Origin of the sequence: Acinetobacter sp. SWAC5 (assembly GCF_003419885.1) — a bacterium.
GTDB classification, from domain to species: domain Bacteria; phylum Pseudomonadota; class Gammaproteobacteria; order Pseudomonadales; family Moraxellaceae; genus Acinetobacter; species Acinetobacter cumulans.
Map to the genome: position 1 here is coordinate 19,039 of NZ_QUWR01000008.1, position 15,385 is coordinate 34,423.

Genomic DNA, 15,385 nt, shown 5'->3' on the forward strand with positions numbered 1-15,385 from the left:
GGGTGTGACTGGTGGAAAGATTATTTTTACAAATATAGGTTTTCTCCATCGACTGAACAGCATTCTTTGGCATAGGTTTCATTGATGAGTCTTTCGATCATTTGCTCTTCGGACACACCATTCTTGAAAGCTAATGTAAGCAACGCTTCTCTAGCTCTTTTGGTTAATGCGTAATAGTTAGGTTTTTTCACCTTTTTCTCCTCACGGTGCTTTTTTTGATACCACGCATTAGATAATTTTTTTCTTAGAGCATAGTGAATATTTTCATCTTCATAATAGATAATATCAAATATTGAATTAATTAAAGTCTCATATTCAGATACATGTGATGCATCTCTTCTGTATCTCCTAAATTCTGAGTTTTCATTAATATGCTTTTTAGCCCATACAAAAAAATCAGAGCATGGTGATTTAAAATGACTGTTGAATTTTGTGTATATTTTGTCAAATCGATAATATATATTTTCAATTGATCTAGAATTTTCATAATAAAAAGGGATTGTATAAGCCAGATAAAGGAGCTGGAAGTATAGATTTTTTATATCTAAAATTAAGCGATCTCCTTCTTTTTCATTCAAGACTTTGCATGCAAATTGTAAGAATCTTTGATTATCTTTAATTTTATTAAAGTCAAAAGAATGTATTGTGATTCTAGATTGAAAATCCTTTAAATCACGTAAAAAATAATAGATATCATCATCACTACTATTATTCATTTCATCAATTATAAATTTACTTATGTTCCTGAGTTTATCTAGGCTGTTCAGTTTTGCGATGTCTTTTTCTATAGCATCGTTGCTCTCCCGTATTCTGCGATTGTTATCAATATTTGGGCGATGATAGACATACAGTACCCAGATAAGATCTTCATCTCGAAGTTGTGTCAGGAATGATTTAAGATTGTCTAGTTCAGAATTGCGCATTTTGTATCCTGTTTCTAAAAAGCTTACGTCATACTTTAGGCAATAAAAACAATACCTTCTACTAAGTTTTTCGCTCTATTTCCCCTTGTTTTGCACTATATTTTTAAAAGCTTTCTACTAAGGGATAAGGGGGGTATAAATAAACAATGTTTAGGCAATATAAGTTTTTAATTTAATTTTTTTATAACTAAAATTAGGTACTAAAACGATATAGTCTAAAATTCATTTTATTCCTTAATTCTAGCTTTTTTGAGACTAGAGCCTGCATGAATTTAAGCTTAAAGCAGGGAGGAAAAGTTTTTCATGTGGAGAATAGGTACTGTACTACAGGAGGAATTTGGACTCCCTAAAGCTTTGGTTATTAATCTAATCGTTTATTAGGTAACACTTTATTGTAAAGTAAACGTATATATATACTGAATTCCCTATCTCTTATGTAACTGTCACACACATAGGTTTAAACATGAGAGTTTTAATTAATCAGGAAAAACTTACACTTGAGATTGAGAAATTTTTAAAACGTTTAAAAAGAGAACGTACAAAATGGTATGGATTCTATTCGCAGCTTACTAATCTGTTATTAGGCTTTAATGATATTTATGATCCCGATGATGAATACACAGGTTATCTTAAATTCTTTGTAATTCTGAGATATGACTTACAGAGAATAGACTCTGGTTATCTTGAACTTATGGACGAGTTAAAGATAATTGGGTACAAAGAGATAAGAAAATGGTTTTTAGATTTATTTGAGCTTTTCAAGAAAGATTATGAAACCATTGAAAAACAGAAAGATGAAAATAAAATTGAAGTGCAGGAATATTGTAGTTCAATACTTAATAAATGCAGTCGAATATTAGTTGCTCGTGTAGACTTGGGTTATTTGCAAGAATATTCTAGTCGAATTAGAGTTGAAGATATTTATAAGGACTTAGATATACTGCTTAACCGTATCCAAAATAAAGATGGCATATTTAAACATGTAGTCGGGTATATATGGGGAGTGGAACAAGGCGGTAAAAGTAAAGGTTTTCACTGTCACTTAGCAATCATCTATGATAATGCCTACCGTGCTGGAAGCGCAGCATATTGGGGGAATGAAATTATTGAGTTATGGAAGGATATTACTAGAGATTTTGGTCAAGGCTATAATTGTTGGAACCGTGAACGTGTAGCGGAACTTCGAAGTAAAGATGAGCTAGGGATCGGTGTGATTCATCGTCGCGATTCAACTCAAGTGGCAAATTTTATTAGAGCAATGCAATACATTGCTGATCATCACAAACGTACTCTTCAATACTTACGTGTTAAGCCAGAAGGACGAAGAGTATTTGGTAAAGGTCAGTTAAGAGTGCAGTATGATAGACGCTAAATGAAAATAATCTCAGATATACATTATCTAGATGAAAACGAGTTTTTTAACTTTGCAAGGCTTACCCATCGGTGAGCCTTTGTCATGTCTAGAGGTATATATTATGAGTTTAAATTGTCCTTATTGTTTTTCGGATCAGGTTATTCAAGTGGTTAATCAGCAGGTGAGTGGATCTGAGTCTACAGGTCTAGCAGCATCAGCTTCGTTCGCAACCATCGGTGCATCCATTTCAAAGGGTTTGCCACTGCCTGTATCACCACTGCTTGGTGGACTTGCAGGTGCAGTGATTGGTGGCCTATTCAGCAGCGTGTTTGATGAGCCTAAAAAGCCAATCACCATGACCTACTATCACTGTAATCAATGTCAGCAAAACTTTCGTTGAATCATCATAGGAGATAAGAACGATGGCACATCAAATCGAACAAATCGCCTATGTTGGCGAAACCCCTTGGCATGGTCTCGGTAATCAGCTAAGTCCGAATCAACCACTGGAAGTCTGGGCACAGCAAGCCGGGATGGACTGGCGGATCGAATCCTCGAATGTCAGTTATATGGCACAGAATGAACGTGGTCAGAGCATCATCATGCCTTTTGAAGAGCAGCGAGTGTTGTATCGCTCAGATACCCATGCACCTTTATCTGTAGTCAGTCAGCGTTATCAGGAAGTTCAGCCTAAAGAGATCCTAGAGTTCTACCGGGATCTGACAGAGCAATCTGGCTTTGAGTTAGAAACCGCAGGGGTTTTGAAAGGTGGGAAGAAGTTCTGGGCTTTAGCACGTACCGGCCAAAGCACTGCATTAAAGGCTAAGGATGTCAGTAATGGTTATATCCTGCTAGCTACCGCGTGTGATGGCACTTTGGCAACGACAGCACAGTTCACCAGTATCCGGGTGGTCTGTAACAACACTTTAGCGATTGCTCTACGTGGACAAAGCAGTAGTGCTGGTGTAGTGAAAGTTCCACATAGCACCAAGTTTGACGCAGAGAAAGTGAAACAGCAATTAGGTATTTCAGTGCGTGCATGGGATGAGCACATGTATGAGATGAAACAGCTCACGCAGCGTAAGGTGAGTCAGCAGGAAGCTAAGGCTTACTTTGATGCCGTGTTTAATAATAGCACCATGTCAATTTCCGATCCTGAAGAAAACATTATTCAGTTCTATCGTAATGTCGCGCAGCAAGCTCAGGAGAAAAAGCCTGAACCCAATGGTCGTGCCATGAATAAAGCTTTAGAGATGTTTAATGGACAAGGACGCGGTGCTGAATTGTCATCAGCTAAAGATACAGCTTATGGATTACTTTGTTCGATCACAGAATTTGTGGATCATGAACGACGTGCCATGAGTACCGATCATCGACTAGATTCAGCTTGGTTCGGTGCAGGTGCGGGTGTGAAACAAAGAGGATTGGAGCAAGCACTTGCTTTGATCGCCTGAAATGAACTGACTTACTTATGTCGAAATCAAGTCACCCCAAACAAATGCTCATCAGAGCACTCATGTAACCCCTTTCAATTAAAACAGCAAACAAATCGCCATACCCGACCTCGTGTCGGGTATGGCTTTTTTATGCATTTCTTTTACAGAGATCAGAATTTATAAGGATGATTCCATGAATCAAATTGTATCTATTTCCCATCAGCCTACGACGGTAGGACCAAAGATCGTAGTCAATCCAACTATCACGACCAAACGCTCAACAGCAGCCAAGCGATTGGTTAATACCAAAGGGATGGAATATCAGGACTGGCTTGAAGTGCGTAAGCAAGGCATTGGCAGTAGTGATGCTGCGACTGCCTGTGGTCTCAATCCCTACATGTCTATGTTAGAGCTTTGGCTGATCAAAACAGGTCGTCAGACTCAATCTATTGAAGATGAAAGTTCAGGTGTGGCACCGTTGTATTGGGGTAAGCAGCTGGAGCCTTTGGTGGCAGAGTTCTATAGCATGCACACCCATAGCAAGGTGCGACGGATCAATGCAGTACTTCAGCATCCTGATCCCGATAAATACTTTATGTTAGCCAATCTGGATTACAGCGTGGTCGGCAGTGATGAAGTCCAAATTTTGGAATGCAAAACAGCAGGTGAGCATGGAGCAAAATTGTGGCGTGATGGTGTACCTTTATATGTGCTGTGTCAGGTGCAACATCAACTGGCGGTGACTGGTAAACAGGCAGCGCATGTTTGTGTCTTGATCTGTGGGCATGAAACCAAGATCTTCAAAGTGACACGATCAGAATCCGTGATTGAACATATTGTTCAAGCAGAACGATATTTCTGGGAATGCGTGGAAAAGGATACACCACCATCCGTGGATGCAAGTGAATCCGCAGCCAAAGCGATTCAGCAACTCTATCCAGCGCATGTACCTTTAACCGTAGAGGATCTTTCGCAAAATGAAAATGCCAATTTGATGTTTGATCAGCTCATCAAAATGAAGGAAGAGATTCAGCATCAGCAGGAACGCTTTGACCAACTTAAACATGAAATTCAGATGATGATGCAAGACAAGGAAAGGGCTGTCTTTGCAAATGGCTCGGTAGTTTGGAAGAAAGCCAAGGATTCTATCAGCCTCAATACCAAGGCATTGCTTCAGCACCAGCCTGAACTCATCGAGCTTTATCCACTTCAAAAGCAGGGCAGTCGTCGATTTAACATCTATACCGACTAAGCCCTATCTACAGCACCAAATCAAAAATTCACAAAAATCGCTCCCCGCTCTCTACCCTTCGGTAGAGAGCAAATCGGTCGCGATCTCTGTAGCACTTTATCTGGCTCTACATTCTTTGGGTAACTTATTTGGTCCTTGTTCCGACCTACATAGATAGACCCAAATTTGTAAGGTAATACATTAAGGAATATCAATATGATTAAAGGTTTAGCAATTACTCCACCAATCCTGGGACGGATCAGTATCGGTCGGATGATCGAAAAGAATGGCAAGCGATTGCCTGAAAAAGATGATCAGTTCACCATTACTTCCCAGATTCAAAGCAAAGAAGGCTGGGTGAAGCATCCACTGGATGAACAGCTCCGAGCGAATGCTCCGAATCAAAAGCTACGCTCAATCCCCGTCAGAATGATCTTCAATGATCCTGATCTGAACTTACGCGCTGAATACACCTTATTTGACCGACAGACCGGTCGTCCCGTCTGTGTCGGTAATGGAGAAACCTGCCAACGTTTAACCAATCAAGGCGTGGAGCAACATCCCTGTCCATCCCCTGATTTATGTCCATTGGCTCAAGGAGGGAGCTGCAAGCCCTACGGGCGTTTGCATGTGAACTTGGATGAATCGGATGAATTTGGAACTTTTATCTTTAGAACCACGGGTTTTAACAGCATTCGAACTTTGGCTGCACGGCTGAGTTATTACCATGCGGCATCAAATGGTTTGTTGTCTTGCCTCCCATTGCAGTTGATATTGCGGGGCAAGAGTACGACACAGAGTTATCGTCAACCAGTGTATTACGTGGATTTAACTTTAAGGGAGGGGATTAGCTTGAATGAAGCCATTATGCAAGCGAAGCAAATGGATGAGCAGAGTAAGCAGGCTGGGTTTTATCAGGAGGCTTTGGACTTTACGGCAAGGAAGGGTTTTGGGAATGGAAGGATGGACGTAGACATGGAGGAAGGCTTGGAGGTAGTTAAGGAGTTTGATATAGATGAACTTATTGAATCTGAACCCCTGCAAACTAGAACCAAAAAGGGATCTAAATCAGGGCCTAAGTTCCATCAGGGAGAGGGTGTTGTACAAGAGATTCAGAAAAGCTTGCAGCAGAATGTACGGGTTGTAAATTAAAAAAACTTAAAGAGAACAGCGAGTTCTCTTTAATTTATTTATTTTTTTGCTTGTATTAAAAAATAAATAAGATGATTGAACCTAATACCAAACGATACCAAGCAAAAACTTTTAAAGTATGTTTTTCTACAAATTTAACCATGGCTTTTACCACAAGCAAAGCTGCGATGAATGCGGTTACAAAGCCTACGGAAATATTCAATAAATTTTCTGAAGTTAAAACATCAACGTTGCGAAATATGTCATAAGTAGCGGCACCAAGCATTGTTGGTATGGCAAGGAAAAAAGAAAATTCAGTAGCTGCTTTACGTGATAAACCCGCCAACATCCCCCCAATAATGGTTGCACCAGACCGTGAAGTCCCCGGAATCATCGCAAGACATTGAACCAAACCAATAACAATGGCCTGTTTGAATCCAATATTGGTTGCCTCAATGGTTTGGACTTTAAAATTTTTAGCTTCTACAGCAAAAATTAACAGTGCACCAATAATCAGTGCAGATGCAACAACCGAAGGACTGAATAAAACTTGTTTAATAAAATCAACAGCTATAACTCCGATCACTACTGCAGGAATAAATGCAATGAAGACATTTATCGCAAAACGTCTCGCATGGTAATCACCTGATATAAAACCATGTAGTAGATTAATAATTTTTTTACGGTAGAGCCAACAAACGGCTAAGATTGCGCCCAGTTGAATGACAACTTCAAAGACACGGCCTGAGTCTGAATGAAAATCAATTAAATGGCCAAATAAAATTAAATGACCAGTACTGGAAATGGGTAAAAACTCCGTTAAACCTTCTATAAAACCTAAAAATAAGGCTTTAAGTACTGAAATTATATCCATAAATAAAGTGAGTCACAGAATAATAATAGCCATCACTTTTAAGATATTTTTCTGCATTTATAAATTCACTGAGCCAAATTTTTACGCTTTCTTTACGCGGCATCCAAAGTTATGGATAGAGACTTTACGGTTTTATTTTTCATACTAGATAGTGGAATATCCCAATACTTAGGATGAAAAACATGAGTGCGGTCATTCACGCGCATCAGCAGGTACAGCATCAAAAAAATTGCGTTGTACAAAACAATCAAAATATATCTTATTTCAACTTCTTTAAGCAGATTTCAGCTCTGAAACATAGGAGTGAAATGCCATGTTAGAGTTTGCTTTGCTTTTAGCCATCGTCTTTGTTCTGGCTTATCCCTTGGGTAAATACCTCGCAGCAATTATGCACAACCGCGATATGAAAATTGATCCTCTATTCAATTGGATTGAAAAGCCCATTTACGCGGTTTTAGGAATCAATCCCAAACGGGGGATGAATGTCAAAACCTATTCATTCAATTTTATCATGAGCTGTGCAGTGATCGGTTTGGTGACTTGGACTCTATTTATGGTTCAAGCCAGCCTGCCGTTGAACCCAAACCATGCACCGAATATGTCATGGGATTTGGCGCTGCATACCATGATTTCGTTTCTGACCAATACCAACCAGCAGCACTATTCAGGACAGGCGCAACTGTCATATTTATCGCAAATGGTCGGCATTGTCGGCTTGCAGATCATCACGCCGATGATGGGCCTGGCGATGGTGGTGGCTACAGTTCGAGCACTGTTCTACAAACAATCCAATGCACTTTCTGAAACCGATCAACAGACCAGCTTTAAGCATAAAGTGCAACAAATTAATATCGGCAACTATTGGGCCGATGTGATTCGTCCGACGTTCCGCTTTCTGATTCCTTTATGCATGGTTTGGTCATTATTGCTCACTAGCCAAGGCGTACCATCGACTTTTCAAGGCGGCCCAGAAGTTCAAGTCATCGACCAAAGCAGCGAATTAACAACGCAAAAAATACCTTTAGGCCCTGTTGCGCCCATGGTAGCAATTAAGCAATTGGGCAGTAATGGTGGTGGCTGGTATGGTCCGAACAGCAGTGTACCTTTGGAAAATCCTACACCATTGTCAAACTTTCTGGAAATGCTTGCGATTTTACTGATCCCTGTTTCGGTGATTTTTATGCTGGGCTTTTTCACCAAACGCGCCAAATTCGCAGGCTTGGTCTTTGCTTCAATGCTGCTGATGTCGATCATTTCTGCGACTAGCGCTATCTGGTCAGAAAGCCTTTCATCGACTTCGACATTGCTTTCCGCCATGGAAGGTAAAGAAGTGCGTTTTGGCGAGGCATCATCTGCTTTGTGGTCAGCGGTCACCACCCAAGTCAATAACGGCTCAGTGGATATGATGCATGATTCATCTGCACCGCTCACAGGTATGGTGCAATTGTCCAATATGCTGATCAATGCCATTTGGGGCGGGATTGGCTGTGGTTTACAGCAATTCATTATTTATCTGTTTTTAGCAGTCTTTATTGCAGGCTTAATGACCGGCCGCACCCCAGAATTGTTTGGCCGCAAAATTGAAGCCGGTGAAATCAAGCTGCTCGCTGTTGTGATTTTGATCCAACCCATCGTCATTCTTGGTTTAACCGCAATAACTGTATTTTTTCCTGAATTGACGGGCAACAGTAATCCGCAATACCACGGCATTTCTCAAGTGCTGTACGAATATGTGTCTGCATTTGCCAACAATGGCTCAGGCTTTGAAGGGCTATCAGATAATACCGTGTGGTGGAATGTCACATGCGGTATTGCTTTATTGCTCGGCCGTTTCCCGACATTAATTATTCCTTTAATCATCGCTACACGTTTAGCTGCCAAACGCCAAGCACCTGAAAGCAGCGGCAGTTTAAAAGTCGAAACGCCAACATTCGCACTGACTTTAATCGCCATTGTGGTGATGTTGACCTTATTGCAATTTATGCCAGTCCTGGTCTTGGGGCCAATTGCTGATCATCTGTTATTGGTTCAAGGTTAAGGGTGAGTACAATGAATCATTCAAAACAAACTGTTCAAACACAGCAAAACACTATCGCTTCAACCTTATTTCAAGCTGAATCATGGAAAAATGCCTTTATTAAACTGCTACCGCAGCATGTGATTAAAAATCCGGTGATGGCCATCGTTTGGCTTGGGACGCTGATTACACTGGTTAGTACAATTTTGGGGCAAGCCAGTCTGGTTTTTGGCTTATTGGTGACATTGATTTTATTTGTGACTGTTCTCTTTGCCAATTATGCTGAAGCCCTTGCCGAAGCTAAAGGCCGCGGGCAGGCGTCATCCCTGCGTCAAGCGCGTCAAAATTTGACGGCGCGCCGGATCCATTCTAAAGATGATATGGATGGGGTGCAGATTTCAGCGGCTGAATTGAAAATGCATGACTTGATTGAAGTGCGTGCAGGGGAGTTCATTCCCGCAGATGGTGAGATCATTCAAGGCTTTGCTACGATCAATGAAGCTGCTGTAACAGGTGAATCTGCGCCGGTACTGCGTGAAGCGGGCACGGATAAATCAGGGGTGATTGGGGGAACCAAAGTCTTAACCGACCGGATCATCGTTCAAGTGACGGCAGAGGCGGGAAATAGTTTCCTTGATCGAATGATTGCTTTGGTCGAAGGCTCAAACCGTCAAAAAACACCGAATGAAATAGCTTTAGGTATTTTACTGACCGTGATGACTGTGACTTTTATCATCGTCGTGGTCAGCCTGCCGTTGATTGGACATTTCCTGCATATTGAAATCAGCCCGATTTTATTGGTGGCGCTATTGGTTTGCTTAATTCCAACCACCATCGGCGGTTTATTGCCAGCTATTGGAATTGCAGGGATGAACAGAGCGCTCAAAGCCAATGTGATTGCCAAATCAGGCAAGGCGGTTGAAGTTGCAGGCGATATAGATGTTTTACTACTCGATAAAACCGGAACTATTACTTACGGTGACCGTCAGGCGACTGCTTTTTATCCCTTAACAGGAGTGACGGAGTCTGAACTTCGCCAAGCGGCGGTACTGACTTCTTTGGCCGATCCAACGCCAGAAGGTAAATCGGTGGTTGCTTTGGCCAAAGAGCAAGGTGAAAGAGTGGCCGAGCCTGAACAGGCTGAATTTATCGCTTTTAATGCGTCCACACGCATTTCAGGCCTTAACTTGGCGGATGGTCATCAAGCGCGTAAAGGCGCTATGGATGCCATTCTTAAATTCGCTTCGCAAAACCTTGAAAATCATGCCGAATTGAAAGCGCGCGTAGAACAAATAGCTTCAAAAGGGGCAACGCCGCTGGTCGTGGCTAAAGACCAGAATTTGTTGGGTGTCATTGAACTATCAGACGTGATTAAGCAAGGCATTAAAGAAAAATTTGCGCGCTTACGTGAAATGGGCATTAAAACTGTGATGGTGACCGGAGATAATCCGCTCACAGCAGCGGCCATCGCAGCAGAGGCTGGTGTGGATGATTATATCGCTGAAGCGAAACCAGAAGATAAACTCACATGCATTCGAACCGAGCAAAACAAAGGACATTTGGTAGCGATGGTCGGTGACGGTACTAATGATGCACCGGCGTTGGCCCAAGCAGATATTGGCTTAGCCATGAACTCGGGAACGCAAGCAGCCAAAGAAGCAGGCAATATGGTGGACTTAGATTCTGATCCAACCAAATTGCTATCTGTGGTTGAAATAGGCAAACAGCAGCTGATTACTCGCGGTGCATTAACCACCTTTTCCTTGGCGAATGACGTATCAAAGTATTTTGCAATTTTGCCGGCATTATTCGTCGCGGCAATTCCGCAAATGCATGTGTTAAATGTCATGCAACTAGGCAGTTCTGAAAGTGCCATCCTGTCTGCGCTGATCTTTAATGCGATCATTATTCCTCTGCTGATTCCAATTGCACTGCGCGGTGTGAAATTCAAACCTTCGACATCTACCCAATTATTGCGCCGCAACATGCTGATTTATGGTGTGGGCGGGGTGCTGCTACCGTTTATTGCCATTAAAGCGATTGATCTGCTGATCAGTCCAATCTTGGCCCTATAAATTTTTTGAGGATGACAAAGTGAATATGCAAAATCATCAATTGGCAGACTCATCATGGGGTGAGAAACTGCGCGCTTCGTTTGGAATGACCATCATTGCTCTAGGCTTATGCGGCTTTGTATATAGTGCTGCTGCAACCAGCTTAGGACAAATGCTCTTTCCAAAACAAGCCAACGGCAGCTTGATTGTCGAAAATAATCAAGTGATCGGTTCACGCTTAGTGGCACAGCCTTTTGTCCAAGTTCAATATTTCCATCCGCGTCCATCTGCCGCAAATTATGATCCTATGGCGATGGCCGGAAGCAACATGGCGAGAACCAATCCTGAACTGCAGAAAGCCATAGAGGAACGGCTGAATCGAATCGCAGCGAAGGAACAGATTGAAAAATCTAAAATTCCTGCGGATCTGGTCACCGCTTCAGGCAGCGGCATCGACCCTGAAATTAGCGTGCAATCAGCCATGATTCAAGTGAAGCGGATTGCCCATGCACGGCATATGCCTGAACAGAATGTCGAAAAACTGATTCAGTCGCATACGGTTCAGCCGATTTTTGGGATTTTAGGGCAGGCACGTGTCAATGTGCTTGAATTGAATTTGGCTTTGGATCGGGGCGGGAAGTGATATGAATGGCTTGATGATTAAAATATAGTGATTGAAAGCTATTGAATAATCTGAATTAAGTTATATACGATTGTTGGGCGAGGGGATGTTCTATACCTCCGCCCAACGGTGGCATCCATATTGCCCAGCAATAGCCAAGCTGACTTTAGACGCATTTAAATGAATTTAAAAACATCTTTTAAAGCAATAAATAAAGATTACTTCTATGACTGATCCACGAACCAATAAAGCCGATGTTTTGCTGCAACATACACAGCGTTATCAGTCTGGGCGGCTGACGATTTTTTTAGGCGCAGCTCCGGGCGTGGGAAAGACCTTTGCCATGCTGGTTCGTGCGCATGAACTGGCGCTGCAGGGTATTAATATCGTCATTGGCTATGTAGAAACGCATGGCCGTAGAGAAACTGAAAATTTAATTTCTGGTTTAGATATAATTCCGCGCAAGGCTATTGAATATCAAGGGCAGCATCTGGAGGAAATGAATCTAGATGCCGTTTTGGATAAAAAGCCCAGTATTGTTTTGGTGGATGAATTTGCCCACACTAATATGCCCGGCAGCCGTCATGAAAAACGCTGGCAAGACATCAATGAATTATTAGATGCTGGTATTGATGTTTTTACCACCATGAACATTCAGCATTTGGAAAGTTTGAATGATGTGGTATATCAAATCACTGGGATTCGTGTCACTGAAACCGTGCCAGACCGGGTGTTCGAACGGATTAGAGATATCCGCTTAATTGATTTGCCTGTGAATGAGCTGTTGGAGCGCTTAAACCAAGGGAAGGTTTATGTGCCTGAGCAGGCGGAACAGGCCTTACAGCGATTTTTCAACAGCTCCAACTTAACGGCACTGCGTGAACTGGCAATGCAAACCGTTGCCAATTATGTTGATAATGATGTACGCGAAAATTTCGCCATTCAAGGGCTTGCTCAAATCCCCTTAAAAAATCATGTCTTAATTATGATTGATGGTAAAGGGCATTCTGAAGCTTTAGTTCGGACTGGATGTCGTATTGCCGAGCATCGTGTGGCAAACTGGACGGTTGTTGCTTTTTCTCATGATACGCAAATCATGAATAAACAGGAAAACTCGCAAAGCCGTGAAATAGAACGGGCTTTAAACTTAACGCGTCAAATGGGCGGAATGACAGAAGTCCTTCACGGCCAGCAACATGCTAAAACTTTATTTGATTATGTGATGGACCGCGGCATTTCAACCTTAGTTTTAGCGCAAGCGGCTCCGCAAAAGTTTTCTCTGAATTTAAGGCTCAATTTGATTGATCAGTTGTTGCAATACCGGCCCAGTTTTGAACTCAGTATTGTGCCGATTATTGCAGAGAATAAGCATCTGTCCTTTTTCACTCAAAGGGCATTCTTGTCGCTAAGAGAAATACAGTACGTACTAGCCACCACGGTCATCAGCATTGTGATTGCAAGCTTAGGGGAAAAGTATTTAGGGATTGAAGATCTTTCGGTGATTTTTATCACCGCTGTGGTTTTTGTGGCATCAAAAACACGGATGCTGGCTGCAGCTTTTTCAGCCATCCTATTCTTTCTAGCTTATAATTTTTTCTTTATTTCCCCGCAATTTACATTTCAAATTTCTGCACATCAGGGGATTGTCACCGTGATTGCATTTTTGGGCGCGGCTTTAATTTCGAGCCGATTAGCGTCACGTTTGAAAGAGCAGGTGACTGCACTCAAAACGGCGAACAGTTATAACAGCATTATGCAGGATTTAGGGCAGAAGCTGTCCACAGCATTAGATTTGGCACAAATCAAGGAGATTGCTGAACATAGCCTGAGTAAAAATCTCAATGCAGATGTCTGGCTGTATTTCCCAGATACTGCAGCAACTCAAGCATCATCCACTATCATGAGTAATAAAGAAAAAATTTCAGCCGATTGGACATTCAAAAACCATCAACCGTCCGGTCGCTTTACCCAAACCTTGACGGAAAATGAGTGGTGGTTTTTGCCCTTATTGGCTTCCAAGCAATGCTTAGGCGTGGTGGGGTTGAAACTTAAAGATGTGCAAGCAGTAATCAATACGGAGCAAAAACAGCTCGCTGAACTCATGGTAGAGTATCTTGCGCAGGCGATTTTCCGCACCCAGCTGACCAAGGCTTTGGAAATAGCCAATGTGAATTCTGAAACGGAAAAATTGCGCTCGGCATTATTATCATCCGTATCGCACGATTTACGCTCGCCTTTGGCGTCGATGATTGGAGCAGCGGATACTTTGAGCACTTACCGCCATTCCATGAATGAAAATGATCAGGACAGCTTGCTGGAAGCGATTCATTTAGAGGGGGAGCGTTTAGACCGCTATATTCAAAACCTACTGGATATGACCCGTTTAGGCCATGAAGGCTTAAGCTTGAAGCGGGACTGGATTGGAGTTGATGAACTGATCGGTTCAGCAGTGCGCCGTTTAAACCGTTATATGCCAGATGCATTGGTTGAAGTGCGTGCGCCTCAAGAATCTTTGAGTTTATTTGTACATGCCGCCTTGATTGAACAGGCCATTTTTAATGTGCTGGAAAATGCCGCAAAATTTTCACCAGAGAATAAAGCTGTGATGATTGAGGTGCAGCAGGTGAATGAAAATGAGATCGAAATTGCCATAACTGATAAGGGGCAGGGTATCCCGGAAGGTGAGCGGGAACGCATTTTTGACATGTTTTATACCATGCAGCGCGGTGACCGCGGGCAATATGGTACAGGATTGGGCTTGACGATTGTGAAAGCGATTGTGGGTGCGCATATGGGGAAAATCATGGCATCATCAGGCAAGAACAATCAAGGAACATGTATCCGCATACAGCTTCCTATTCAGCAAATTACTTAAAGCATCTAGCAGCTTTTAGGTGGGAAAATGCCAGAACAGAATGAATCAGCCAGCTCCATGACCAATGTCTTGATTATTGATGACGAAAATCAGATTCGAAAATTCTTGGATATAGCACTCAGAGCGCAAGGCTATAAAACGCTTTTGGCTGAAAATGGCCAAAAGGGCTTGGAACTCCTAGCTTTGCAAGGTGCGGATTTAGTGATCCTCGATTTGGGTTTGCCAGATTTGGATGGTTATGAGGTTTTGTCTGAGCTTCGCACATGGTCGCACGTTCCAGTGATAGTGCTGTCTGTGCGGGCAAATGAAGAAGAAAAAGTGAAGCTTCTGGATGCTGGCGCAAATGATTATGTGACCAAGCCGTTTAGTGTTCAGGAGCTGATGGCGCGCATTCGTGTACTGCTTAGGCAGCATCAGCATAGTACTGTTTATACGACAATTTTTGATGATGGCGTATTAAAAATCGATTTTTCCAAACGGCAGGTTTTTTTAAATCAACAATTGCTCTCCTTAACGCGCAAAGAATATCAGCTGCTGAATTTATTGGCGAAAAATAAAGGCCAATTGATTACCCAGCCGCAAATACTGAAAGAGCTGTGGGGGCCAACGCACCAAGAAGATACGCATTATTTAAGGATTCTGGTAGCTAAATTAAGAGTGAAGTTAAATGATAATGCTGTGCAGCCTAAATATATTATTACTGAACCGGGAGTGGGTTTGCGATTTTTGAAGATTTATTAATATTAAATATGCCATTTATTTTACATGAGTCTATTGTTATTTTTATGTTTTAACTTATTTTAAATTAGCTTTTTCGTGGTTTTAATAGTTTAAAAAATAATCATATTAGTTGGGTGCTTTTTTACGG

General features: G+C 42.0%; 12 protein-coding genes. 10 read left to right on the forward strand and 2 right to left on the reverse strand.

The features are described 5' to 3' along the window. Positions 1 to 26: 26 nt before the first annotated feature. Positions 27 to 923 (reverse strand): hypothetical protein, encoded by an 897-nt coding sequence (locus tag DYI81_RS07390; protein WP_106984578.1) that lies wholly within the window; start codon positions 921 to 923, stop codon positions 27 to 29. Positions 924 to 1,386: 463 nt separating this feature from the next. Here DYI81_RS07390 and DYI81_RS07395 point away from each other — a divergent pair, with 463 nt between their 5' ends. From DYI81_RS07395 to DYI81_RS07420, 5 genes are all read left to right on the forward strand, one after another. Further along, a complete protein-coding gene (locus DYI81_RS07395) occupies positions 1,387 to 2,295 on the forward strand; it encodes an inovirus-type Gp2 protein (protein WP_117007174.1) in 909 nt (302 codons plus the stop codon). 103 nt (positions 2,296 to 2,398) lie between these two features. Continuing rightward, on the forward strand, positions 2,399 to 2,677 hold the full coding sequence (locus tag DYI81_RS07400) for a hypothetical protein (RefSeq protein WP_117007232.1): 279 nt from the start codon (positions 2,399 to 2,401) through the stop codon (positions 2,675 to 2,677). Positions 2,678 to 2,699: 22 nt separating this feature from the next. Further along, complete coding sequence (locus DYI81_RS07405; protein WP_117007175.1) at positions 2,700 to 3,731, forward strand: DUF932 domain-containing protein; 1,032 nt, start codon at positions 2,700 to 2,702, stop codon at positions 3,729 to 3,731. A gap of 175 nt (positions 3,732 to 3,906) precedes the next feature. Continuing rightward, a complete protein-coding gene (locus tag DYI81_RS07410; protein WP_117007176.1) occupies positions 3,907 to 4,965 on the forward strand; it encodes a lambda-exonuclease family protein in 1,059 nt (352 codons plus the stop codon). Positions 4,966 to 5,160: 195 nt separating this feature from the next. Further along, positions 5,161 to 6,096: a hydrolase or metal-binding protein gene (locus DYI81_RS07420; RefSeq protein WP_106984584.1), complete on the forward strand. Its 936-nt coding sequence runs from the start codon at positions 5,161 to 5,163 to the stop codon at positions 6,094 to 6,096. Between the two features lie 55 nt (positions 6,097 to 6,151). Here DYI81_RS07420 and DYI81_RS07425 read toward each other — a convergent pair whose 3' ends face one another. After that, entirely contained in the window at positions 6,152 to 6,949 is a 798-nt protein-coding gene (locus DYI81_RS07425; RefSeq protein WP_004281622.1) for an undecaprenyl-diphosphate phosphatase, read from the reverse strand. Between the two features lie 313 nt (positions 6,950 to 7,262). Between DYI81_RS07425 and kdpA the strand changes: the two genes are divergently transcribed. The 5 genes from kdpA (at position 7,263) to DYI81_RS07450 (ending at position 15,258) form a co-directional block, all read left to right on the forward strand. After that, a complete protein-coding gene (gene kdpA, locus DYI81_RS07430; RefSeq protein ID WP_114237753.1) occupies positions 7,263 to 8,987 on the forward strand; it encodes a potassium-transporting ATPase subunit KdpA in 1,725 nt (574 codons plus the stop codon). A gap of 11 nt (positions 8,988 to 8,998) precedes the next feature. Continuing rightward, entirely contained in the window at positions 8,999 to 11,041 is a 2,043-nt protein-coding gene (gene kdpB, locus DYI81_RS07435) for a potassium-transporting ATPase subunit KdpB (RefSeq protein ID WP_106984586.1), read from the forward strand. A gap of 25 nt (positions 11,042 to 11,066) precedes the next feature. Next, complete coding sequence (kdpC, locus tag DYI81_RS07440; RefSeq protein ID WP_227865915.1) at positions 11,067 to 11,663, forward strand: potassium-transporting ATPase subunit KdpC; 597 nt, start codon at positions 11,067 to 11,069, stop codon at positions 11,661 to 11,663. A gap of 205 nt (positions 11,664 to 11,868) precedes the next feature. After that, a complete protein-coding gene (locus DYI81_RS07445; protein WP_106984588.1) occupies positions 11,869 to 14,517 on the forward strand; it encodes a sensor histidine kinase KdpD in 2,649 nt (882 codons plus the stop codon). 27 nt (positions 14,518 to 14,544) lie between these two features. Continuing rightward, entirely contained in the window at positions 14,545 to 15,258 is a 714-nt protein-coding gene (locus DYI81_RS07450) for a response regulator (RefSeq protein WP_010115588.1), read from the forward strand. The last annotated feature ends 127 nt before the right edge of the window (positions 15,259 to 15,385 follow it).